17 protein-coding genes are annotated in these 23,447 nt (G+C 54.1%); 10 read left to right on the plus strand and 7 right to left on the minus strand.

Annotated elements, in window-relative coordinates; genetic code table 11:
• Positions 1 to 22: 22 nt before the first annotated feature.
• The 4 genes from HRQ63_RS13730 to HRQ63_RS13745 form a co-directional block, all read right to left on the minus strand.
• The gene (locus HRQ63_RS13730; protein ID WP_172244608.1) at positions 23 to 5,104 is read right to left on the minus strand and encodes a discoidin domain-containing protein; all 5,082 of its coding nucleotides are present in this window, start codon (positions 5,102 to 5,104) and stop codon (positions 23 to 25) included.
• 316 nt (positions 5,105 to 5,420) lie between these two features.
• Entirely contained in the window at positions 5,421 to 6,407 is a 987-nt protein-coding gene (locus HRQ63_RS13735; protein WP_172244621.1) for a sensor domain-containing diguanylate cyclase, read from the minus strand.
• A gap of 66 nt (positions 6,408 to 6,473) precedes the next feature.
• Positions 6,474 to 7,274 (minus strand): alpha/beta fold hydrolase, encoded by an 801-nt coding sequence (locus HRQ63_RS13740; RefSeq protein ID WP_172244623.1) that lies wholly within the window; start codon positions 7,272 to 7,274, stop codon positions 6,474 to 6,476.
• Between the two features lie 419 nt (positions 7,275 to 7,693).
• Positions 7,694 to 8,830, minus strand: a complete 1,137-nt coding sequence (locus HRQ63_RS13745; protein WP_172244625.1) for an alpha/beta hydrolase family protein — start codon at positions 8,828 to 8,830, stop codon at positions 7,694 to 7,696.
• A gap of 265 nt (positions 8,831 to 9,095) precedes the next feature.
• On the opposite strand from HRQ63_RS13745, the gene HRQ63_RS13750 reads away from it, so the two are divergent.
• From HRQ63_RS13750 to HRQ63_RS13760, 3 genes are all read left to right on the plus strand, one after another.
• Positions 9,096 to 10,103 carry a BMP family lipoprotein gene (locus tag HRQ63_RS13750; RefSeq protein ID WP_172244627.1) on the plus strand — a complete coding sequence of 336 codons (1,008 nt, stop codon included), beginning with the start codon at positions 9,096 to 9,098 and terminating at the stop codon, positions 10,101 to 10,103.
• 24 nt (positions 10,104 to 10,127) lie between these two features.
• Entirely contained in the window at positions 10,128 to 11,795 is a 1,668-nt protein-coding gene (locus HRQ63_RS13755; protein ID WP_172244629.1) for a methyl-accepting chemotaxis protein, read from the plus strand.
• 280 nt (positions 11,796 to 12,075) lie between these two features.
• Entirely contained in the window at positions 12,076 to 12,618 is a 543-nt protein-coding gene (locus tag HRQ63_RS13760) for an NADPH-dependent FMN reductase (protein WP_172244631.1), read from the plus strand.
• A 606-nt stretch (positions 12,619 to 13,224) separates the two neighbouring features.
• On the opposite strand, the gene HRQ63_RS13765 is transcribed toward HRQ63_RS13760, so the two are convergent.
• Entirely contained in the window at positions 13,225 to 13,974 is a 750-nt protein-coding gene (locus tag HRQ63_RS13765) for a TerC family protein (RefSeq protein WP_172244633.1), read from the minus strand.
• 266 nt (positions 13,975 to 14,240) lie between these two features.
• Between HRQ63_RS13765 and HRQ63_RS13770 the strand changes: the two genes are divergently transcribed.
• The 4 genes from HRQ63_RS13770 (at position 14,241) to HRQ63_RS13785 (ending at position 17,547) form a co-directional block, all read left to right on the plus strand.
• The gene (locus tag HRQ63_RS13770) at positions 14,241 to 15,056 is read left to right on the plus strand and encodes an alpha/beta fold hydrolase (RefSeq protein WP_172244636.1); all 816 of its coding nucleotides are present in this window, start codon (positions 14,241 to 14,243) and stop codon (positions 15,054 to 15,056) included.
• A gap of 37 nt (positions 15,057 to 15,093) precedes the next feature.
• The gene (locus HRQ63_RS13775; protein ID WP_172244638.1) at positions 15,094 to 15,945 is read left to right on the plus strand and encodes a sugar phosphate isomerase/epimerase family protein; all 852 of its coding nucleotides are present in this window, start codon (positions 15,094 to 15,096) and stop codon (positions 15,943 to 15,945) included.
• Positions 15,946 to 16,017: 72 nt separating this feature from the next.
• Positions 16,018 to 16,767, plus strand: coding sequence for an MORN repeat-containing protein (locus HRQ63_RS13780; protein WP_172244640.1), 750 nt, complete (start codon positions 16,018 to 16,020; stop codon positions 16,765 to 16,767).
• A gap of 39 nt (positions 16,768 to 16,806) precedes the next feature.
• Positions 16,807 to 17,547 (plus strand): MORN repeat-containing protein, encoded by a 741-nt coding sequence (locus tag HRQ63_RS13785; protein ID WP_172244642.1) that lies wholly within the window; start codon positions 16,807 to 16,809, stop codon positions 17,545 to 17,547.
• A gap of 132 nt (positions 17,548 to 17,679) precedes the next feature.
• On the opposite strand, the gene HRQ63_RS13790 is transcribed toward HRQ63_RS13785, so the two are convergent.
• Complete coding sequence (locus tag HRQ63_RS13790; RefSeq protein ID WP_172244644.1) at positions 17,680 to 18,309, minus strand: YfbR-like 5'-deoxynucleotidase; 630 nt, start codon at positions 18,307 to 18,309, stop codon at positions 17,680 to 17,682.
• A gap of 229 nt (positions 18,310 to 18,538) precedes the next feature.
• Here HRQ63_RS13790 and HRQ63_RS13795 point away from each other — a divergent pair, with 229 nt between their 5' ends.
• The 3 genes from HRQ63_RS13795 to HRQ63_RS13805 are packed head-to-tail and all read left to right on the plus strand — an operon-like array spanning position 18,539 to position 22,121.
• Positions 18,539 to 19,153, plus strand: a complete 615-nt coding sequence (locus HRQ63_RS13795; protein WP_172244646.1) for a TetR/AcrR family transcriptional regulator — start codon at positions 18,539 to 18,541, stop codon at positions 19,151 to 19,153.
• Positions 19,150 to 19,848, plus strand: coding sequence for an ABC transporter ATP-binding protein (locus HRQ63_RS13800; RefSeq protein ID WP_172244648.1), 699 nt, complete (start codon positions 19,150 to 19,152; stop codon positions 19,846 to 19,848). The genes HRQ63_RS13795 and HRQ63_RS13800 overlap by 4 nt, the downstream gene beginning before the upstream one ends.
• Complete coding sequence (locus tag HRQ63_RS13805) at positions 19,839 to 22,121, plus strand: FtsX-like permease family protein (RefSeq protein ID WP_172244650.1); 2,283 nt, start codon at positions 19,839 to 19,841, stop codon at positions 22,119 to 22,121. The genes HRQ63_RS13800 and HRQ63_RS13805 overlap by 10 nt, the downstream gene beginning before the upstream one ends.
• Here HRQ63_RS13805 and HRQ63_RS13810 read toward each other — a convergent pair.
• Complete coding sequence (locus HRQ63_RS13810; protein WP_216673933.1) at positions 22,088 to 23,434, minus strand: APC family permease; 1,347 nt, start codon at positions 23,432 to 23,434, stop codon at positions 22,088 to 22,090. The genes HRQ63_RS13805 and HRQ63_RS13810 overlap by 34 nt on opposite strands.
• Positions 23,435 to 23,447 lie beyond the last annotated feature (13 nt).

Below are 23,447 nucleotides of genomic sequence, written 5' to 3' on the forward strand. Positions count from 1 at the left end.
CTGATCCGTCTATCCCGTCATTTTACCGATACACGTTCAATTCCGCGACCGACCACCAATATTCGGAAGAACCCGTTTGTGTCACGCGAATATAACGGGCGGTTCGGGAAGCGTCGAATGCGGCGTCGATCCCGTTGGAGGTTCCTTCGCCGGATGCGGCTTGCGTCCAATCGACCCCATCGGCAGAAGTTTCGATCGTGTACGCGCGCGCATAGTCGTCCGGGGCGTCCGGGGCGGACGGGGAAGTCAACTGCACGCGGGAGAACGCAGTCTCGGCGCCCAAATCAACCGCGATCCATTGCCCCGGCGATTGAACTTCGCCGGAAGACCAGCGGCTGGAGACGTCGCCGTCCAGCATGGCGGAGATCGCATAGTCCGCGCGCTCCGGCATGGAAGTGGTTACGATCCAATCCGTGCGATCCAGCAGCGTGGGCAGCCCGTCGTCAGGCGCGGAATCATCCTTATCCGCTGCAAACACGGATAGTCCGGAGATGGACCACCACTGCGAATGGTCCGCCGTTAATTCGACCCGCGCATACCGTGCGGACTGCGGAGCGAAAGAAGCGACGACATGCGCTCCGGTGCCTGTTCCTTGCGCTACGGGCACGCTCCAATCCACGCCGTCATCCGATACGGAAACGGCATAGCCGCGCGAGTAATCGTCGGCGCTTCCCGTGCTGTCCAACACAAGCTGGCTGAATTCGGTAGTCTGACCGAAGTCCAGCATCAGCCATTGGCCTGCACGCTGCTCCGTACCCGTCGACCAGCGCGTGCCGGAATCGCCATCGAGTACGGCGTTCGGCTCCTGACCGGAAGCGGAAGACGAAGCTTCTACGGCCCATCCCTCTGCTGTCAGAGCTTTAAGTTTTCCAGTACCGTTATGTTGCACATCCAATTCGGCGATCGACCACCAATTGGACGATTCACCGGTCTGTACGACTTTAACGTAACGGGCTGCTTGCTGCGGGAAAGTGGCGCGCACGAGCGAGGTATCGCTCCGTCTTCCCGCGGCGACAGGCTCGCTCCATGAGCGTCCGTCCGCTGACAGCAGAATCCGGAAGCCGTCCGCACTGTCGCCGATTGCTCCGGCGGAGTTCAGCACGACGGTGTCCACTGCGGACAACTGCCCCAGATCAACCGTTACCCATTGTCCGTTTGTTTGCGGGCGTCCGGAGGTCCAGCGAGTGGAGAGATCCCCGTCGAGCATGGCCGAGGCGATATCGGTTCCGTTATCGGCAAAAGTCGTCGCCTGCCAATCTTCGCGACTACCCGGCCCGTTACCCGGAAGGGGCGTTTCAGGTTCTTCCGGCTCGCCCGGTTCCTCATTGTCGTCGGAACCGCCGTGGAACGAAGCCAAGCGAAGTTCGGCGATCGACCACCAACTGTCGGTGAGGGCTGTCAGTTTTACGCGGATGTACCGGGCTTGCTGCGCACCCAAGTCGACAGCAATTCCTGCGGATTGACCTTCTCCGGAAGCGACCGCCTCCGACCAGTCCTCGCCGTTATCCGAGACGAATACCTCATACCCGCGTGCATAATCGCCGCCGCTCGTACCCGAGTTCATGAACAGGGTATCGAAGCTTTGCTTCGAACCGAGATCAAGCCGGAACCATTGCGCAGGGTTTTGCGCGGAGCCCGAGGTCCAGCGGGTGGATAGGTTTCCGTCGATCATGTTGGATACCGGATCGCTGCCCAGGTCGGCGGAAGCGGTCAGCGTCCAATCGGTCCGATCCAGATAGCGGATGCCGCTGGAGTGATCCGGCTCCGTCATCGTTTCTTTTTTCGGATCGACCTGAACGATGGCTTTCGGATGTACGACCGCGGAACCGACTTTGCCGCTTGCGTCGTAGAAGCCGACCGTTTTGGCCGAAGAAGAAGGATTCCAGATCTGAGCGGCATATCCGTTCGCGCCTTTATACACCGTAACCGCCGGATCATCGCTCCAAATCTCAGAGGTGCGACTGCCCAGCGCGTTCATCGAATGGGTAAACCAATACGCGTTGAAAATCTCGTTTTGCTGCATCAGGCTTGCATCCCATTTGGCAAGCACGGATTGAGGATCGCTCAACGCCTGGAACGGCCAAATGATATGCTGCCAACTGCGTTCTTGGGTCGCGCTGCCGCCGCTTTGTTTCCGGATATCTTCTAACAGGCCGTCGTACAGCTTCGCGGCTTTTTGCGGATCGCGGCCGTAAGCCGACATCCATTCGCCGAGCGGCAGCCAATGAATCCCGTAGATATGCTCGGCATCGCCGGAGAAGAAGGTCGTATACGCATAGGCGCTGCCATAGACATGCCCGGCTGTTTCATGCGCGTAACCCGGCAGGAAATTGTCCCCGTCGTAATCGAACCAATATTGCTCCGCGGCTTTCAGCTCCGTCGTGAAGCCCCAGATTGCCGCATCGCGGTAATCGGTATTTTGCGTGACTTCGCCCCACATGAACTGCCCGACCCAGCCGAACAGCGCTTCTCCGGCGGCTTCCTGGTTGTTGCCGCTTGCGTTGTCCGCGAAGCCGCCCGCCCACGAATGGCCTTCGTACGGATCGAAATTGCGCATCCACGGGTACATGTCGTCGGTACGCGAAGGGTTGGCATAGTCGCGAATCAAATGCTCGACCATATCGCCGTAATCGCGCACGAAGTCTTCGTCATATTGTCCCAACACGGCCGAAGCGAACGCGTAGTAGCCGTAAGTGAAGTGATGGTCGGTCAGCCCCGTATTCAATCCGAAGCCGCTGGCATAAGGGAAGATCGAACCCCACGCCGGCGAGTAATGGAAGTAATGCGAATGCTGAGGTTCATCTTCGGAATACGTGTACCAATCGGTCAAAATGCTGCGTAACGTGTCCAGATACATGTCGCGCCGGTCCGTATCGCCGATCTGATCGCTTACCAGCACGCCCATCGCCAGCGGATGCAGCTTTTTGCCCTGCCAGTACGGATCGCGGCTCATCAGCCCTGCCGCGATGTCCGCATCCAGCATATCCAGGTAGGCGCTGAGCTGCACGCGGGAATAACCGGCAGAACCGCTCGGTTCGGCAAACTGCGGCAGCAAGCCGCTAAACCGATCCTGCGTCGTGAAGGTGTTGCCCGCATGGACCTTCAACGTGCCGCGTACGGAAGGATAAGTCAGTCCGGTAAGTTCGGACGTCGTGATTTTCCATTGGTGCGGCAGCAATGTCGCCAACGTCTCATTAGGGAACGTCTCCCGCTTGGACTCGGTGACGGCCGTGAATCGGGTCGTGACCAGCGCCGATTCGGCGTTGTAGTCGTAATCGACCGCGGTATCGGTTACGAAGGCATAGCCGTGCAGCCGATACAGCGAAAGGTCGTCTGCCGAAGGCAGTGCAGCCAGCGACAGATAAGTCTCGTCTCCCGCGAACTTGATTTTGATCGTATCGCCCAACTTCATGAACGTGGTTCCCGGAGGAGCGAATACGCCGTAGTTCCGTTCGAACGTCTCCGGCACGGGAGCACGGTCCGTGTTGGTAATCTCAAGTCCAAGATGATCGGCCGTCGCGACGTCGCCGTCTTGAAGCTCGATCGTGCGACCGGATTCATCGTAAATACGCGTCAGATTCGCCGTGCGCAGCACGACGGCATCCGGATTTTCGAACGTGTTATACAGATACGGCGAGCCTTTGACGAACGTTGTTTTCATTTTCTCCGTCTCGTCGTCACTCATGACCACGTCAACGGAATAGTCGCCGTATCCGATGACGGTGGTCTGCACGTCTGCCGGATTGATCGACGCTTCGTTGATATACAGATCCGGCTCGCCGTCAGCATTGACCGAGCCGCCGTCCGACGACGCGTAACCCGCACCGGGCGTCATGACTGCGAGTCCCATCGTCGTATATTTGTTTTTAAAAGGAAGCGTGATGACGCCGTTGCTTTCGCCCAGATTGAAAATGAGCAGCGATTGCCACCAGTCGTTAGACGGGAAAGGAGCCTTCAGCTTCTCCGATACAAATTTGGGACTGCGAGGTTCCAATTGCGACAGGTCTCCAGTCTCGTAGCTGCCCGCGCCGACTTGAACCTTTTCGATCGTCGGCATTTCCGGGATATCGTAAACGGGCTTATTGTCGCCTTCGCGGTATCCCAGCACTTCGAACTCGAACAGTGAATAACCGTAGTCGTTGCTGCGCGCAAGACCTTGCATCTTCACGTAACGCGCTTCCGCATAGAGATCGACTTGCTCTTTTTTGCCTGAGCCGTCCAATTGACGATAGATCGTTTTCCAATTCCGCGCATCATCGGAAATCTGAATATCGTAGGCTCGCGCGTAGGAATTTTCCCAATCGAAACGAATTCCGCCGATTTCTTTTCTTTCGCCCAAATCCACGTAAATCCAGCTATCCGCACGGAACATGGAAGCCCAGCGCGTATTGCGATTGCCGTCGGTAGCGTTTTCGGCCAAGTAATTGCCCGGTACCGGCCGTTCGTTTTCCGGTCGGTTCAAATGTTCGTCGATTTCCAGCGAAGAGGCCGTAACCGGTCGGTTCAGCGCCAAGTTGACGGGAGCGGGGCGAAGATCGTCATTCAGACCGCCTGTTCCGTACACGCGGAATTCCCAGATCGAGATGCCGTAAGCGGCCTGCGAGCGCTGGGTGCTGAATAGGCGTATGTATCGGCCTTGCGCCTTCGTTTCCAGTTCGATCTTTTCTTTTCCGCCGCGTCCGTCGGTTGTGTCGTAGACGTCCCGCCAGTTCAGTTCATCGTCCGACACTTGAAGTTTGTAAGCCGTCGAATACGCGCCTTCCCAATCGATTTCCACGCTCGATACATCGGCTGTTTTGCCCAAATCCAGATAGATCCACTGCGGGTCTTTTTGCCAGACGCTTTCCCAACGCGTATCTGCCAGACCGTCCGCAGCCAGATTCGGCGTGCCTCCGCCAAGCGAAGATGAAGCATAGACGGGCCGATTGGCCGACAGCAAACGTACGGCCTCGTTTAATTCTGCGGCCTGTATCGTCGCGGGCTCAAATCCGGCTGCGCCGCTAACCCCTCCGGTCAGCAGCATAAGCGCTAACGCCGCATTCCTCCAACGTCGTTTGCCTCCCGGATGTGCAGCCCGAACGCTGCCGTTCCTTTTTTTCTCCACCTTTCAATCTCCCCCCGAAATTCAAAATGCGATTCTGTCCAGTGACTTGTAAAAGCACGTTGTACTATTCGGTCATTATTTACGATTTCCTGTTTATTTTTGTGAAAAAATGTGAGAATCGCACTCTAAACGTAAAAATAGCCGAAAAGGAGGAGGACTATCGAACCAAGCGAACGAGCAAGCGAATCAAAAATAAAGATGTGTGTCGTCAAGAGACATTAATGCTCTTGATTCGGATTTTTTTAAGGAAGCACAAAAAAACCGTCTCTCCTTAACGGACAGGAGGACGGTTTTGAATAGGAATCGTGCGAACGGTTCAGGTTTGCGCGAGCTGCTTTGCATGAGACACGCGGTTTCGGCTGTTGCTTTTGGAAGCGTATAGAGCCAAGTCGGCACGTTCCAACAGCGAGGCTTCCGTCGAATCGGGCTGCGAAGTATCGACACCTACGCTAATGGTCACGCGATGCGTGCCGAGAAGCGTGTTTTCGATGACGGAACGGATCTGCTCCGCTGCCGCAACCGCGTCTTCGCTGCCGACGGCGGGAAGCAGAACAACAAACTCTTCTCCGCCGAATCGCGCGCAAATGCTAAGAGCGCCGGCGGTTTCCCGCAGCAGACGAGCCAGCTCGATGAGCACGAAGTCGCCGACGGGATGTCCGTACGTATCGTTGATGGTTTTGAAATGATCGATATCGGCAATCAGCAAAGAAAGCGGCAAATTGCTGTCCTTGCTGGCTAATAGCTCGCCTCGCAGGCAGTCCTCGAAAAAGCGCCGGTTATGCAGGCCTGTCAGCGGGTCCGTCGAGGCGAGCGTCTCCAGTTTGCGATTCATTTCGATCAATTCTTGCTGCTTGCTCTCGTATTCTTCATGCAAGGCTTCCAACCGGTCATTCACTTCGCGCGTCGTTTTATACAATTCTTCAAGCTCGTGCTTGCTGCGAAGGGTGTCCTTCTCGTATTCCAATCGTTTGCGCATCAGCAGAGCCATGCAATCGATGACCACTTCGCCGCCGCGCTCCTGCCGAACTCCGTTGATCAGAACAGGCACGCTCTGCTTATCCACGGTTCGGAAAGCAAAATACATCTCGTCCACCCGTTCATACAGCTGAATATGCGGATAGAAATAAGTATGAAAAAACATTTTGTTGGTCGGCGACATAACGGTCTCGATATGCCGTCCGATCAGCTCGTCGGCGCTTTTCATGCCGAGCATGTTCAGGAAGGTGCGGTTCACGGACTGTACGAATCCCGATTCCGAGATCGAAAAATAGCCGCCGGGCGCGCAATCCAATTGATTATCCATAAGAGTACTGCCTTTCTTCCGGTAAGTTTAGAGACAGGCCGATCGGCTGCCCGCACGCGAACGCGCTTAACGGATCAGGAGGTATTGATCGATTTTCGCGTACGTCTCGTCCGGTTGGCTGAGCTGCGGATAATGGCCTTTGGCCGTCATCCGGTTCAGCGTGCTTCCTTGCAAATGGCGGTGCAGGTAATCGCCGACTTCGAGAGGGGCAATGCTGTCATCCGCGCATTGCATGATCAAAGTCGGCACCTGCACATCCGATAACAGATCCCGGCAGTCGCAATAGAAGGTCACTTCCGCGAATTGGCGGGCGATTCGCGGATCGCGCGAAGCGAATTGGCGCTCCAATTCTTCGGACAGCTCGCCCCGTTCCTCGTTCTTCATCGCGGCCGGAGCCATGTAGCTGGCCCAGCCGCTGAAGTTGAGCTGCATCATTTCCAGCAGCTCGTCGATGTCTTCGCGATCGAATCCGCCGTAGTAACCGGGAAGATCGTTCAAATAGCGAGGCGAAGGTCCGACCATGATCAGGCGGTCGAAGTACTCCGGATGCAAGGTGGAAGCCAGCGCGCCGATCATGCTGCTGACCGAATGGCCTACGAATACGATATTCGTTAACTCCAATGCTTCGATCACGTCAATAAGGTCCCGGGCATAGCCCTTAAGGCTTGCATATTTCGCCGGGTCGTATTGATCCAACTGAGACAAGCCCGAGCCTACATAATCGAACAATACGACGCGGTAACGATCGGCGAAACGGGGAGCAACCAGCCTCCACATTTTTTGATCGCAGCCGAAACCGTGCCCGAATACAAGGGTTTGGCTGCCGCTGCCCAATATCGTTACGTGATTGCGTTTCAGAATATCCACTGCCGTTCATCCCTTCCGTGATTCCGAATTCCATAAGACTTCCCATCAAGTAAGTGTCCCATAATTCGGAATAAGGGTTAAGTGACTTTTTACTCATTATTATAACGAAAAATGTCGGATATTGGTGAGTGAATAGGCGGGAAAAGGAGATCGCAGCCGCGCGGTCTTCTTAGGCTGTTCTCGAAAGTCGCGTTGGCGCAGGAAGCGAGAAGACTCCGAGAGAAACTCGTTCAAGACGCTGTTTCACTTGGAAAACCGGATTTAAATTTACGATGTAGTTTTCCAAGTTCAAAGGCGTCTTTCACTGAATTTCTCTCTCCGTCTTCTCGCTTCCAGCTGCGTTAGATTTTCTCGGCAGGTTGAAGATCGCAAGGCTGCGATCTTCTTTATTGTCGGGATGAAGGAGAGGAGAAAAAGACTTAGTTCGGCTGAAGTTTTAGGATCACTTCTTGGGGATGACGGGAAGCGGCAGTTTGGAGTGACGCGTTCGCGTCTTTGCGTAAGTGTTGATCGAAGAAGGCGTTGAGTAAGTCGTTGGTGATTTTGGAGACGACGGGGCCTTCGACGGAGATTGTGGGCTCGACGGCTTTTAATACTTCGTTCGCGACGACGGCCATATCGCAGTAGAACCAGTGGGTGCTGCCCGGGATGATGGCGTGGGTCAGTTTAGGGTCATCGGGTCGGAAATTCGCCGGCAGGTGAGTGTCTGACGTCGAGATGACCAAACCCGGGGTCGGGATATGTCGATCGAGCAAGCCTGCGCCGTATTGCCAGCCGTCCAGGTTGACGGCTGCGCGGACTCTTTTGTCGAGAAGGGCGGTATGCAGGGAGGAGGCACCGCCCAGCGAGTGGCCGAATAAACCGAAACCGGCCGTATCCAATCGTTTATAAAGTAGAGACTGCGGGTCGCCGGCGATGCGTTCGATTTCATCGAAAGCCGCAATCGTATGTCGGCTCCAGGCTTCGACGCGTTCGGTCATCGTATGGCATTCGCGCAGGTAATCGGAGATTTCGTCCAAAGTGAGGGAGCCGGGATCGGTCTTGCCGATTTTTTGCATGAAACGAATATTGTCGTCGGTGGCGCGGGCGATCGTATCGTTATTGATTCCTACTTTGCCGCCATCGCCGAGAATGGTGCAGAAGGCATCGCCGGGATGGGAAAGCGCGAATACGACATAGCCCCGGCTGGCAAGTTCTTCATGTTGGACCAGATTGGACAGGTGAAACGACATATAGCCGTGCGAGTATGCGACGACAGGAAAGTTCGCTTCATTTTCCAAGACAGGCGCGTTCTCATAGCTATGCGTGGACATTTCCGAGATTGCGCCAAGCAAAGGAGCGAACGATTGGTATAAAGGCATCGCAAGCTGCATATCTACCATCTGCGGATCGGGATAATAGGAAGCCGGCGCGTCCGTTACAGCCTGGGCCGGATAGAAGCATCGAAAAGCAACTTCCTCCGAGTCGTCAGGTCCATCGCAGACAAAAGTTCCGTCATAAAAACCGACGGTATAAGAGCCGGACGGCTCGGGTAATTGCGGCACAAGCAAAGGCATGAAAGTCCCTTCTTTCCGGTGGTATGGCATTTATTATAGCGGAATCGGACATAAGTTGCTCGGTTCGGACAAGGGAAGAAATTCGTACGGCGAGCAAGAGAAAGAAAACGATGTTTGCGCATTTTCGTCATGGAGGCACATCGCAATCGTTTTCGATGTCGAAATGTCGCGAAATTGAACAAATCCGATCTTTTGCTCTAACAAGTTAGCGGGGAAAAGGCGATAAAAATAAAAGATATTCAGACCATTCAAGTGGGGTGCACGCATGCTAAAAAGCAATACATTCAAAAGCCTGATCGGCATTTCCGCGTTGGCTGCGCTGCTGTCGTTGACGGCCTGCGCATCGCGCGAAGCATCTACGGCGAGCGCGCAGGAACGCCCGGAAATCGGAGTCGTTCTGTCCGACGTGGGACTCGGGGACCAGTCTTACAGCGACGCGGCGTTCCGCGGATTGGTAAAAGCGCGCGACGAAGAAGGCATTTTATTCGATTACAGAGAAATGGCGCAGACCGGCACCTACGACGAAGCATTCAAGCAGCTGGTCGAAGGCGACAACGATCTGATCATCGGCCTTGGTTACATGGTCAAAGAAAGTCTGGAGACGATTGCCGAAGCAAATCCCGACCAGCAGTTTCTGATCGTGGACGACACGTCGGAGCTGCCGAACGTCGCCTCGATTACTTTTAAAGAAGAAGAAGGCAGTTATATGGCAGGCGTTGTCGCGGGTCTGTCCACGAAAAGCGGACATGTCGGTTTCCTCGGCGGCGTCGAATCGGATCTGCTCAAAAAGTTCCAGGCAGGCTACGAGCAGGGCGTCAAAGCGGCTAATCCGGAGGCTGACGTCAAGGCCGTCTATGCGGGCGACTTCGGAAAATCCGATCTGGGTGCTTCCATCGCGGCTTCCATGATCCAAGACGACGATATCGACGTGGTCTACACGGCTGCGGGACTGACCGGAGTCGGTGCTCTTCAGGAAGCGCAGAAGCAGGGGAAATACGCGATCGGCGTCGATTCCGACCAATTTTTCATCGCCGAAAAAGCGGTAATCACCTCCATGATCAAAAACGTGGATAATGCGATTTTCAGCGCGGTTCAGACCTTCAATGAAAACGACGGCAAATTCCCGCAGAAAGATATGGTATTCGGTCTCAAGGAAGAGGGCGTAGGCCTGGCTCCGATTCGCGTCGTCGAATTGACGTCGGAGCAGCAAAGTCAGATCGACAAGCTGACGCAGGACCTGATTTCGGGCAATATTACCATTCAGCTTCCCTAAAACCGGACGGAGGAGTTTTTAACGATGAAATTACAGGGTAAACTGCTTCTCAATGCCATGATCTCGCTGGTCGCTTCGTTGGCATTGGTCGGTTACATCATTTTACAATTGCTGCAAATGAATTCGCAAAATCAGACGCTGGTGCCCGACATGATGAACGTTCAGCAGCTTAACGCGGATCTCGGAGGCTTGAGCCAATCGCTCGACAGCTATTCGTTCTCGATGACGGAGAGCAATAAAGCGGACGTGACAAGCCAGATCGAGACGGTAGGCGCGACATTGGCTTTGCTGACGAATCAGGAAGAAACCAGCTTGGATACGGAAGAGCAGCGCTATTGGTTATCGTCTCTTTCGACGAAGTTTACCCAACTGTCCGAAGAATCGCTTCAGGCGGTCAATAGCCAGGACAGCCCGGAAGCCAAACGCCAAGCCACGCGTATCCAAGGCATTCAAAACGACGCGTACCGGCTCGATCTGCTGACGAAGGAGCGCTACGACGTCTATACCTCCGAATTGACGGCAGATATCGAACTGACTTGGGAGATTGCGCTGGGCGGAGCGATCGTGCTGCTCCTCGTGCTCGGATGGGTCAACGCAAGCTTCGCCCGCAAGCTGGCCCGTCGTACGCGTACGATGAAGGATGCGGCGGTACGATTGGCAGACGGAGACTTGAGCCTGAATCTGGCGAAGTCCAAAGGGCGCGACGAGCTGGACGAGTTAAACGATGCTTTTGCGATCATGATCGATAATCTGCGCGGCATCGTGCGTTCGATCGAATCGAGCGGAGGCGTGCTGGATCGCGTAGCCGGTGAGCTGGACGGGCAAAATGACAAGATGCAGGAGATCGTGTCCCAGGTCGCCACTTCGACGGAAGAGCTTGCGATCGGCAGCCAGCGCATCGCGGAAGATCTGGGCCAGACCGTGGAGACGGTGGACGGCATGCAGCGCAACTTCGAAATGAACTTGTCCGAAACGGCGCAATCGTCGTCGGCGACGGAAGAAGCGCTGCGGTTCGTCGAGCATGGCGAATCCGTGATGCGCGAACAGCTGCGGATCACGAGCGAGAACCGTGCCGCCATGTCCGAGGTGGAGCAGACCGTCAACGAATTGGAAGCCAGCGCGAAGCGCATCGCGACGATGACCGAGCATGTGGCGCAGATCGCCAAGCAAACGACGCTGCTCTCGCTCAATGCGTCCATCGAAGCAGCGCGCGCCGGAGAAGCGGGCAAAGGCTTTGCGGTAGTCGCCGGCGAAGTGAACAAACTGGCGGATCAATCCGATTCGGCGGCGCGCGAGATTTTTGCCACGGTGAACGAAATCGCCGCGGCCATGACCCGTGTCAAAGGTTCCGTGGAGCAGAGTCTCGGTCTGTTCCGGCGCCAGGAGGAAGCTTCCGCGACGACCGAGCAATCTTTTGCCGCGATCAGCTCGCAGGTGCGCCGTATTTCCGGCAGCGTCGGCAAACTTTCGCAGGACATGGAAGAGTCGCGCCGCTTGAGCATGCAGGTACAGGCGGCGATCGAGAACATCAGCGCCGTGACCGAGCAGTCCGCGGCGGGCAGCGAAGAAATCACGGCTTCCACGGATGAGCAAAAACGTTCGTTCGAAGAAATCGGCGGCAAGGTCAAGGAACTGCTGCAAGTCCGCGAGGAGATGCAGCAGGAACTGGCACGATTCAAGCTGGACGCGTAGCTTACCCTAAGAGCCATATGCACATGTATGTAAAAAAGGCCCAAACCCCTGTCATTTCGAAGGCGTTTGGGTCTTTTACATACGAAAAATATTTTTCTATAAAAAAGTAAGCGAAAAGTGTTGCGCATCGAAAAAAGTCGTGCTATGATTCATTCATAACAAAAAGTTAGTAACATTTAAAAATTAACCTAAAGAGAAAAGGAATGCGAATAGTGAAGTCGACCTTTGCCCATGCGCTTTCCGATCTCGAATCCAAAACAAATCACTGGAGGAATCAATCATGGAAAAGTTGAACATCGGTATCATTCTCGGAAGCACGCGCGAAGGTCGTCTGAGCCCGCAAGTCGGAGAATGGGTAGAGCGTATCGCAAACGAACGCGGCGACGCCAACTACCAAATCGTCGACATCGCCGACTACAAGCTGCCGCTGCTCGGCGAAGCTGATGCAACAGAACAAGCAACCGCTTGGAATGCCAAATTGGCCGAGCTGGACGGATTCGTATTCATCGTTCAAGAATATAACCACAGCATCTCCGCTTCCCTGAAAAACGCGCTCGACTATGCGCGCGAAGCTTGGAACAACAAAGCGGCCGGCATCGTCAGCTATGGTTCCGTCGGCGGCGCCCGCGCGGCCGAACACCTCCGCGGCATCCTGGGCGAACTGTCCGTAGCCGACGTCCGCGTACACCCGGCCCTGTCCCTGTTCACCGATTTCGAAAACGGCGCAACTTTCAAACCGGCCGACCTGCACTTGGTGAACCTGAACGGCATGCTCGACCAAGTCCTCGCGTGGAGCGGCGCCCTGAAAACCCTTCGCGTCTAAGCCTTTAAGCCGCCTTCGAAAGTTACGTGTGCGGGGGAAGCGAGAAGACTGCGAGAGAAATTCGTTCAATTCGCTGTCTCACTCGGAAAAGTCGATTGAAGTTTTTAGTTGAAGTTTTCCAAGTTCAAAGGCGTCTTGAACTGAATTTCTCTCTCCGTCTTCTCGCTTCCAGCTACGTTGGGCTTTCTCGACACCTTAAAGGCGTATAGGGTTTGAGTTTTCAACAGTTGTTGGATAGTTTTAATTTTTGCAACAACGTAAAGCTAAACCCTCTGTTAGCTTGCGATTTGATAGATTGGGCTCCGAACCTGCGAAATGCAGGGGCGGAGCCTTTTTTTGTTTGAATGGGACACCGAGCGAAAATAAGAATTGCGCTTTGGATATTGTGTTTTTTTTCTTGAACAAAGCGGATTAGCGGAGGGAGGGATTGAGTGCAGGAGCGTTAGCGATCGCCTTTGCAATTGGGAAGCGCCCTTATTCAAATCCAATCCAGCTTCCCAATTGCAACACGCGACCGAAACCAATCCCTCCCGCAGCGCCTCCCCGAGCCAAACTCACCAATAAAAAAGCCCGCTCCCCATAAAAGGAAAGCAGGCTTCATTTTTTTTACGCAGCATTCTTACGAACGCGAATACGGTTAATCAGGAAAGTGATCGCGAACACCGCAACGAGAATGACAAAGAATACGCCATGCTCCATGTGGTAAACATCCGCCGTTTCGAGAATCATCTTCATGCCGATGATGAAAATCAACACGAACGCCGCGTTTTCCAGCTCCGGAATCTTGTCCATCAGCTTCAGAATGACCGTAGCGACGAGACGCATCATCAGGATGCCGAGCAGGCCGCCCGTGATCAGAATCCAAGGGTTCGGCGAGATCGCGAAGGCCGCAAGGATCGAGTCGATCGAGAAGGCGATGTCCATCATTTCGACGGTAATGATCGTACGAACGAACAGGCTAAGCCCGGTTTTGGCCAGCAGCTTTTGCAGCCCGCCTTCTTCTTCCCCTTCTTCGTCATCTCCGCCTTTTCTGGCTTTATCCCAGAAGTGCTTGATGGCGATCCAGAGCAGATAAGCGGCGCCGATATACTTGACCCATGCGATCTGAACGAGATAAATCCCGACGCCGATCGCGATGATCCGGAAAATGTAAGCTCCCCATAATCCGTAAAGCAAAGCTTTCTTTCTTTGCTTTTCCGGGAGCTTGTTGACGATTGCGGCGAGAACGAGCGCGTTGTCCGCCGACAACAGTCCTTCGATGATAATCAGCGACAAAATGAATCCCCATCCCGCTGGCGTAGCGAACGCTTCGAGGAAGGTGCTCATTTCGAACAAATGGCTGTAGCCCATTTCCATTCTGGTACAATCCTTTCCTGGTCATATGTTGGTAGTTACAGTTGCACGTTTGTTATACGTACGAAGTTGCATTGCGTTTCAAAGATTTTTAGAAAATTTTTTGACCGAAAAACGGTACTCCCAACCCCTTTCCATATCGAAGTATCTGCATGAAAGTGTAGCACAATCCCTCAGGAAGTACAGACCCAAGTTCGATTCGCAGGGGAGCAAGGACGGGTAACGGGTAGAAAGGCAAATAATAGGCGGAGAAGGGCGGCGTATTATTCATGAACCGAACGGGAATCCATACGATCGGCAGCGCGAAATTTAATGTATCCATGCAGGGCCAAGGCAGTCCTTTGGTTCTGTTACACGGTGCATACTGCAATCTCGATGTGTGGAACGAGCATGTTGAGCTGCTTTCGCGGAGCTTCACGGTCATTCGCTACGATCAACGGGGATACGGCCGCAGCGACGCGATTACCGGTCCTTTTTCATATCACGTCGATCTTAAAAATATCCTCGATTACTTCAATCTGCCTCGCGCTTCGATCATCGGCTCCTGCATCGGCGGTGCGACCGCTATCGATTTCGCTCTGGCTTACCCCGAATATGTCGAGCAGTTGGTATTGGTGGCGCCCTCGCTGAACGGAACGCCGCCGCCGCTAAGACTCGTCTGGGAACGGCTGCTGGATCATCGACGGGTAAAAAGCGAGGGGATCGAGCGGGCGGCCGCAAGGTTCATGCGCAGCCGCTACTGGCGATACGTCGTGCCGAGAGATCGAAGAGGGCGCACGCGTCTCAAAGAGATGTATTTGGCGAACGGCGTGCATTACCGATCGCGACTGAGCATGCAGCGTCCGCTGATGCCCCTTGCCCGCAAACGCCTGCACCGTATCGAATGTCCGGTACTGATCGTCCAAGGCGAATGGGATTCGCCGTTCAACCGGAAGGTGGGGCGGTACCTGCGCGAAGAAATCATGCACGCTTCCTTGATCCGGATGGAGGGCTGCGGCCATTTTCCGCAATTGGAGCAGCCGCTGGAATTTTCGGCGATTGCGATGAGCGCGCTCAAAGCGGCTCCGGCGGGACGTTTCAGATAATGCGCATTTAAATAAACATTCGAAGAGGAGTGCGATCATGCAAATCGGCTATAATGTCGGAACTACCCTTGAGCGCTCCGCTTTGGAGCAGGATTTAAAGTTTTGCGAGGAGTCGGGCTTTGATCTGATCGAGCTGGAATGGGACAAGTCGTTGACGGAGTATTTGGAGGAGCATTCATTGAGCGAGCTTCGGACATATTTCGATGACCATCGTTTGAAGCCGCTGTCGCTTAACGCGCTCGCCTCGATCAATAATCGTGCGGACGCCGAAGAAGACGAGGTCGTGCGTAAATTCGAAAAGATGGCCGAAGCCGCGGAGACGCTCGGCATTCCTTATATCGTGGTGACGCCGCTGCGAACGGAAACGAAGCTGACGCGCGGGGAGATTCAGGCAAGCTGCGTTCGCGTCCTGCGCCGATTGTCCGACATTTCCGCGCCGAAAGGCGTCCGGATCGCGCTGGAATTCGTCGGCGAGCCGGAGTATACCGTGAACACGTTGGAGCAGTCGCTTGCGATCGTCGAAGAGACGGCGCGCGACAACGTCGGCGCGACGTTCGACTTTTTCCACTTTCACGCAATGAACTCCAAGCTGGAAACGCTGCGCGAAGCGGACCCCCAGCGGATCTTCATCGTCCAGCTCAGCGACGCGCCGGATTACGTGCCGGGCATGCTGAAGGAGCACGAAGACCGGCTGTGGCCGGGACAAGGCGTCATGCGCTCGGAAGAGATGTTGAACGTGCTGCGCGAGATCGGCTGCCAAGCCGCGTTCTCGGTCGAAGTGTTCCAAAAAGAATACGACAAGCTGAGCGTGGAAGAGGCTATACGGACTGCTTACGAAACGGCCTCGAAGTTGTTGGAAAGAACGCCGAGCAAACCTGTGATTTTTTGAGTTCTATTACTCCAATGGTCTCTTACCTTGTATAATGGTGGGTAAATGAGTACCGAAAACAGGAGGCGGAAGATGAAAAAAAGATGGGTTTTACTATTCGTTTTGCTATTGGGCACAATTCCGGCGGGATTTGCTCCTTTCATGGACGGCTTGGCTTCGGCGGCTGACGCATCCACTAAACAATGGCTGCAAATCTCGTCCGAAATCAGATATTACGGAGAAGTCGCAAACGGCAAACCGCACGGGCGGGGTACGATGACTTGGAGCGAGAACAAGAAGTATTCGGGCGATTTCGTCAACGGTAAAAGAAGCGGTACGGGGACGTATATGAATACTTACGTTGATTTCGACAGTTCTCGTTTACACGAGGTCAAATATATCGGAAGCTGGAAAAACGACAGGATGAACGGCGAAGGAACGCAGACGGAGAAAATCACGGAGAATGATTTCGATCAGACGGTTACTTTAAACGAGATCAAAAAAGGAATGTTCAAAGATAACAAATTCGTTAAAGGTTACGATGTAGCTCATGGGCTGTATGATCCCGATTTCAATTTTGTATACAAAGATCAGGATACGTATTTGGAAATCATGCATGGAAATAAAAATTTAGTTCATAATTGGAGAAGCGGCGACCTCATGGGCATAACTTATAAAAGAGGTGCAGTCATTTACGATTACGGGGCTATACCATATGAAAATAATGAAATTGCAGAAAAACAACGCCGCGTCGCCCTTATGCATCTTCGTACTTTCACTAAAGAAGTGACGCCTCACCTGAATCAATTCGAATACTTGTCCAAGCTGGTTCCTCTTCGATAAAATGATTTCAGCTTTCCATACGAAAGGAATGTTTGTCGCATGAAAAAGAAATTCGTAATGTCGTTAATGTTGGCTTTTGCGGTTCCGTTCGGCGTATTTGCCCCGGCAGGAGGAGGAACGTCGTCCGTCGAAGCCGCCGCGGCCAAGCAGTGGCTGCAGATTTCGTCTCGCGCGACCTACTACGGCGAGGTGGAGAACGGCAAACCGCACGGGCGGGGGACGATCAAGTGGGGCCAAGACAAGCAGTATTCCGGAACCTTCGCCAACGGCAAGCGCAGCGGCAGCGGCAAATATATCAACACCTATACCGACGCTTCGACAGGGCGGGAGCATACGGTCGTTTACAACGGAAATTGGAGCGGCGACGCGATGAACGGAAGCGGAACGCGTACGGAAAAGGTTGCCGAACCCGGCGGCATGACCTTTTCGAGCGGTATTCAAATCGGCGCGTTCAAAGCCAATGCGCTGAACAGAGGGTACGAGGTCGTGCACGCGATGGCGGACCCGGACTACAGCTTTTCGTATCGCGGAGCGGACTACCGGCTCGACGTTTTGGGCAGTAACATGAGCCTGGTGCAGGATTGGAAAACGGGAACGCTGTTCGACGTACAGTACCGCAAAGGCTCCGTCCGCAAAAGTTACTCGCTGTTCCAGGGTCAGACGGCCGCCGAAGAAAAAGCGCGTCTCGCCTCGCTCCGATACTTGCAAAGCAAGACCAACGAAGTGACGCCGATTCTGTGGCAGTTCAAGGCGTTGTCCAATCGGCTGACGTTGAAATAAATTCGAATAAAGGCGCGATTTTCAGCCGTTTTCCCGGAACTCCGCGGAAAGCGGCTTTTTCTGCGCAACATAAAAAATTCCCTGGACGATGTCCGGGAACGCTTCTTGGCCTTGCTATTCGCGCCGGGCGCCTTACTGGGCCAGCGCTTCCTCCGTGATGCGTTTGATATCGACGGGCGACAGCGATTCTTCGTTGACCATTTCCGGCAGGATGTGTTCAAGGAAATAATCGACGCAGGCGAGTTTGATCCGTTTAATCTTGACGAGCGCATTACGGTACATGACGACGAATTCTTTTTCCGTGTTGCCTTTTTGCAGCTCGGAGAACGCTTCGTAGACCTGATCCATCTTGTCGGCGACTTCGAGAATCAATCCTTCGATCGAATCGTCTTTGCCTTCGCGCAGTTGTCTGCGGAACGTCGGCTTGAACTCTTCCGGAATGTTTTCCTCGATAAAATGCGCGATCATGCCTTCTTCGACCTGTTGGATCAGATGACGCAGCTCCGGCGAAGAATGCTTAACTGGCGTTTTAATGTCTCCGATAAAAATTTCCCCGTAATCGTGGCTGCTGGTGATCTCGTACAGCTTTTTCCAATCGATCGCGGCGCCGTGCTGTTCTTCGATATCGGCCAGCGTTTTGGCATACTGCACGACTTTCCAGGAATGCGCGGCCACGCTGTGTTCTTCGAACTTGAATTTGCCCGGGCAGCGAATGATGCGTTCAAGCCCGGTGAGCGAGCTGAAATAACGGTGGATTCCCATGCGTGTTCCTTCTTTCCGAAGTAGGTAGGGTGCCGAATATAGAATGAGACATTTTCAGTATAAGCATGTCATGTTCGGAGAACGTCAACGGATAATCAAGCGAGTGTCAAAGATTCGCCCGCGAAAAAAGTCAGCGCGTAAGCGTATTGACAAAAGCGACACGGGTGTCGTATTCTGAATTTGACCAAAAGCGACACTAGTGTCGTTTTTAAGAGAGCGAGGAATACATATGTGCGAACCTAAGGGAATATCGAAGTCGGAAGAGAAAAAAGCGTATATTTTGCAGCAGGCTTACGAATTATTCGTCGAAAAAGGATTTTATGCGGTAACTATGTCGGATATCGTAGAGCGCTGCGAAATCAGTCGCGGCGGTTTATATCGGTATTATACTTCGACCGAGCAGTTGTTCCGGGAGTTGATCCGACGCGGCGGCGAAGCGGATCAGGCAGATTTTGGCGTGAAAATGGAGCAAGGAGTGCCTTTTGCGGATATTTTGGAAGGGTTTTTGGAGATGCAGCACGATGAACTGAAGCAAATCGGCAGCAGTTTGACGCAAGCCGCCTATGAATTCTTTTTGGCGCATCGGGAAGCGGAAGACCGCAAATTGCTTCGTGACCGTCATGGCGACGCCGGCCAATTGTTAAGCGGATTGATCCGATACGGAATCGAACGTGGAGAAGTCGCGGCGATCGCCGAAAAACAAGCGGCAGCGGCAGCCGAGCATCTATTGGTCTGTTTGGAAGGGTTGCGGATTCTGGCATTGGCTGCCGATCTCGACGAACATTTTTTCAAAACCCAGTTGGAGTTTGCCGCCTATGCTTTGACAGGAGGAACGCAGCCATGACGATCCTGTTGAAGGCGGAAAAAATCGGCAAACGTTACTCGGATCAAGCGTCCGCGTTAAAAAGCATCTCGCTTGAAATCGAGCAAGGCGAGTTCACGGCTATCGTCGGACCGAGCGGCTCGGGCAAATCGACGCTGTTGGCCGTGATGTCCGGTCTGGCGAAGCCGAGTACAGGGCAGGTATTGTACAAAGAAAACGAATTGACGTCCTGGAATGCCAAGCAGTTATCCCGTTTTCGCCGCCGCGAGATGGGACAGGTTTTTCAAGCGTATCATCTGTTGGCTTATTTGACCGTCGAAGAAAATATAACGCTCGGGCTGCCGGATTCGGGAAAAGGATATCCGCTGAATGAATTAACGGATCTGCTTGAAATCGGAGATTTGCTGGATCGGTTCCCCGGTCAACTGTCCGGCGGTCAGCAGCAGCGGGTCGCTATAGCGAGAGCGATCGTGAAGCGTCCGTCGATCCTGTTCTGCGACGAAGCAACCGGCGCGCTCGACGAGAACAGCAGCAAAAAGGTAATCTCGCTTCTGCATCGTATTCGGAAAACGCTCGGCACGACGATTTTGTTCGTTACGCATAACGGAGAAATTGCGCGCACGGCGCAGCGGGTAATCACGATGAACAACGGGCAGTTGGTGCGGGACGTTCGAAACGTCCGGCCGATTGCTCCGGAGGAAATGGCATGGGCATGAAAAAAAGCCGGTCGCCTCAACAAGGAAGCGCTGTTCGAAGTTTGAATAAGCAGCTTCGAAAACGGCTATATTCAGGTAAAGGGCATACGATCGCTTTGCTGTCGATCGCGCTGCTGACTTCTTTTATGTATTTTTTCGTTTCGTTTTCCGTAGACCGTAATCGGAGTAACGAGCTTGAATACGCGGCTCGGCAGCATAAAGAGGAGTTTCGCTTCGTTCTCGCCGATCCCGAAAAAGCGGATACGGTAATCAAACGGCTTCAACCCGGCTATGATATCGAGCAGAGAAGCATCGCCAAGGTCGTATCCGGGGATCGAACGTTTTTTATCATCAATCGCCCTCGACTTTTAAACTTGCCGAACGTTACGGCAGGGAGTTTGCCGGAGGCTCCGGGCGAGATCGCGGTTCAGCCGAAATTCCTGGAATCCAACGGCTTGAGCGTCGGCAGCGCGCTTGAACTGCGCGGAAACGAATATCGAATATCCGGTACGTTCACATTGCCGGATTACGAAGTGTTCATGCCGTACGGCAATCCGGTACAAGATTCCGTTTCCGCTACTTTCGTTATCGCCGCCGATCGGACTTTTTCGAATCGAGGCGACGAGGTTCAAACGTATTATGCGGGAGCGGCAAAGCGGGATGCGAGGAAATCGGAAATCGTGCAAAAGGTCTCCGAGCCGGCAGAAGATCCCGCTTTCGCTTTTTGGGAGAAAGAGCCGTCTTCAGGGCTGGGATTCCGTCAAGCGCTTGAATCGAATGCTGCATTGGCCCGAATGTTTTTACTGTTGTTCGGAGCTGTCCAAAGCTTTATTTTTTATTTGTTTTTTAACCGATTTATGCTGCTGCATCGGGAAGAATTCGGTTTTTTGCTGGCTTTGGGTTTTACGGCAAAGCAGATTGGTGCCGCATTGATTCGTTTTACGTGCGCCGTCTCGTTTGCGGGCGGCGTTGCCGGGCTTCTGTTCGGTTTTGCGGCCTCGCCTTTGCTGAACAGGCTTTACGAAGAATCTTATTCGTTTCCTGTCTATGAAATAGGGCTGAACCCCGGTTCTGCCGTAAGCGGCTTGATAATTCCGATGGTCCTGAACGCGGCCGTCGCGGCAGTGGCCGTTCTCCCTGTTCTGAGGCGGGACGCATATACGCTGCTTCACGGATTCGGTGCCCGGGCTGCGCGAGGAATCTGGAAAGACGCGACGATCCGCACGACCGAACGACTTCCCGCGCGCCTTCGCCTGCCGATGCGGATCGCGCTGCGTAAGTGGAGCTCTGTTATGCTGAGCGGTTCGGCCGTGTTTTTGATGACGCTATTGTTTATTACAGGATTTGCTTTGTATCGGTCGAGCGAAATCGCGACGCAATCGCAGATGGAAGGGAATCTTTACAAATACGACATCTCGTATTCGGAACCGAGGACGGGCACGCCGGAGAATCATTCGGAGAATATGCCGTATCTGGCAAGTCCGGCCTATTTGGGCGGAGCGGACAGATCGCGGCCGATTCGGTTGATCGGACTCGGGGAAGGAAGATTGTTCACGTTGAACGATGCGGACGGCCATGAGCTGTCTCTTGCCGACGGAGCGGTCATCAGCCGCGCGGCAAGTTGGATGTACGGTATTCGAATCGTCGATACGCTGGATATGCGGGTAAGCGGCCGGGCGCGCGCTCTAACCGTGCGGCAGATCAGCGAGAACGGCGATCCGTCTGCGGTATACATATCCCGAACGAGGCTTGCCGACTGGATGGGAGTCGGGCGCATGCAGTATTCGGGCGTATACAGTCTGGAACCGCCTGCATCGTCGGATACCGCCTATACAGGGTTGGCGCAAAAAAAGGCGCAGCTCGAACAAAGCGCAGTTTCGAATCGTTCCAGCGCCGTAATCAATCAGATTGCCGGCATGGCGGTCGGCTGCCTGCTTCTGTACTTGGTTCTGCTGCTGCATGTTCAAGATAGCACGTCCGATATGCGGACGCTGGCTCGTTTGGGTTATCAGCCGAAACAAATCCGTCATTTGTTGATCGACGTCTATCGCCCGTTATTGATCGGATTTTATCTGTTATCGTTATGGCCGGCGATTCGGCTGGGCGAAAGCATCCTGCGTTCGACTTCGGCACAAACGGGCGATTATATCCCGTTTTCCGTCGGAATCGGTACCCTTCTCGCAGTTTTGTTTGCGATTCTGTTGTTATATCAAATCATGCTCGCATTGTTCGGCCGCCTTATTCGGAAAGAAACCGCTTATCACGGGGTCCGACGGGTACGACGCTTCATATAATAAAACACCGGCAGACCGATCAACGTAATCCCGATCCCGATCAACGAACGCCCCGGGCTATCCGTCAACGTACTGCCCAGAATATACAATCCGCCCGCGATCCCGATGATCGGCGTTACCGGATACAGCGGTACCCGATAACGACCCGCCGACGGTGCCGCGGTACGACGCAGAATGAAGACTCCGAATACCCCCGCCGTAAAGAAAATCCACAAAACAAACACCAGCAGATCGGTGAGCGTATTGAACGTGCCCGAAAAGATATAGATGATCGCCAGCGCGGCTTGGAACGTCAACGCGTTCGCAGGCGTGTCGAAACGCGGATGGATACGGCGCAGGAAATCCGAGAACGGCGCGATCCCGCGTTCGCCCATCGCTTGCGGCACGCGTGCGGCGGTCATCAGATACCCGTTCAACGCGCCCAATACCGAAATGATGATGCCCGCCGTGATGAACGCTCCGCCTCCGCTGCCGAGCAGCGCTTGAGCGGCGTCCGCGCCCGGCGTCGGCGACGAGACGATCTGCTCGAAAGGCAGAGCGCGGAAGATCGCCAGATTGAACAGGACATAGACCCCGATCACGAACGAGACCCCGATCAGAATGACTTTGGGCAGCGTTTTGGCCGGGTTTTTCATCTCGCCTGCCATATTGGTTACGCCGATCCAGCCGTCATACGCCCATAATGTACCCAGGATCGCCGCGCCGAAGCCTGCCGCTCCGGCAGTCAGGCCGGATACGCCCGCAAAGCCCGGCTGCGTGCCGGAGATCAAGCCGAAAGCGACGATCCCGACCACCGGAATCAGCTTGCCTGCCGTGGCGACCAATTGAATGATACCGCCGTATTTGGTCGAAATGACGTTCATCAGCAAGATAAATAGCAAAATGCCGATCGCGAGCAGCTTTTGCTGAATACCGTTCATCGGTAAAAAGTAGCCTGAATAGGAAGCGAAAGCGATCGCTAACGCGGCTACGGATGCCGGATAAGAGATGACCGCTTGCACCCAGCCGAGCAGGAAGCCGACGACTTCGCCGTATAGGTCTTCAAGGTAGGCGTACAGACCGCCTGCCTTCGGAATGGTAGCGGCGATTTCCGCGACCGACAACGCGGAAGCGAGTGTAATGATGCCGCCCGCTACCCAAGCTAGAATGCTCAGCCAGGGCGAGCCCGCGCTGGCGAGTACAATACCGGGTTTCAGAAAAATGCCGGAGCCGATAATCATCCCGACCACGATCGCCATGGCTTCGAGGAAGGTTACCGATTTTTTGAGTCCGCTGCCCGATGGGCCGGAGGATGTTTTGGATGTGTTGGACAAGACGTTCACGTTT

It is taken from the genome of Saccharibacillus endophyticus (genome assembly GCF_013185185.1).
Lineage (GTDB): Bacteria > Bacillota > Bacilli > Paenibacillales > Paenibacillaceae > Saccharibacillus > Saccharibacillus endophyticus.

Bases quoted from the DNA above. Each gene is read 5' to 3' on its own strand.
- HRQ63_RS13755 (WP_172244629.1), top strand. From the start codon at position 10,128: ATGAAATTACAGGGTAAACTGCTTCTCAATGCCATGATCTCGCTGGTC.
- HRQ63_RS13805 (WP_172244650.1), top strand. From the start codon at position 19,839: ATGGGCATGAAAAAAAGCCGGTCGCCTCAACAAGGAAGCGCTGTTCGA.
- HRQ63_RS13745 (WP_172244625.1), bottom strand. From the start codon at position 8,830: ATGCCTTTGCTTGTGCCGCAATTACCCGAGCCGTCCGGCTCTTATACC.
- HRQ63_RS13750 (WP_172244627.1), top strand. From the start codon at position 9,096: ATGCTAAAAAGCAATACATTCAAAAGCCTGATCGGCATTTCCGCGTTG.
- HRQ63_RS13785 (WP_172244642.1), top strand. From the start codon at position 16,807: ATGAAAAAGAAATTCGTAATGTCGTTAATGTTGGCTTTTGCGGTTCCG.
- HRQ63_RS13800 (WP_172244648.1), top strand. From the start codon at position 19,150: ATGACGATCCTGTTGAAGGCGGAAAAAATCGGCAAACGTTACTCGGAT.
- HRQ63_RS13775 (WP_172244638.1), top strand. From the start codon at position 15,094: ATGCAAATCGGCTATAATGTCGGAACTACCCTTGAGCGCTCCGCTTTG.
- HRQ63_RS13760 (WP_172244631.1), top strand. From the start codon at position 12,076: ATGGAAAAGTTGAACATCGGTATCATTCTCGGAAGCACGCGCGAAGGT.
- HRQ63_RS13770 (WP_172244636.1), top strand. From the start codon at position 14,241: ATGAACCGAACGGGAATCCATACGATCGGCAGCGCGAAATTTAATGTA.
- HRQ63_RS13735 (WP_172244621.1), bottom strand. From the start codon at position 6,407: ATGGATAATCAATTGGATTGCGCGCCCGGCGGCTATTTTTCGATCTCG.
- HRQ63_RS13765 (WP_172244633.1), bottom strand. From the start codon at position 13,974: ATGGAAATGGGCTACAGCCATTTGTTCGAAATGAGCACCTTCCTCGAA.
- HRQ63_RS13780 (WP_172244640.1), top strand. From the start codon at position 16,018: ATGAAAAAAAGATGGGTTTTACTATTCGTTTTGCTATTGGGCACAATT.
- HRQ63_RS13795 (WP_172244646.1), top strand. From the start codon at position 18,539: ATGTGCGAACCTAAGGGAATATCGAAGTCGGAAGAGAAAAAAGCGTAT.
- HRQ63_RS13790 (WP_172244644.1), bottom strand. From the start codon at position 18,309: ATGGGAATCCACCGTTATTTCAGCTCGCTCACCGGGCTTGAACGCATC.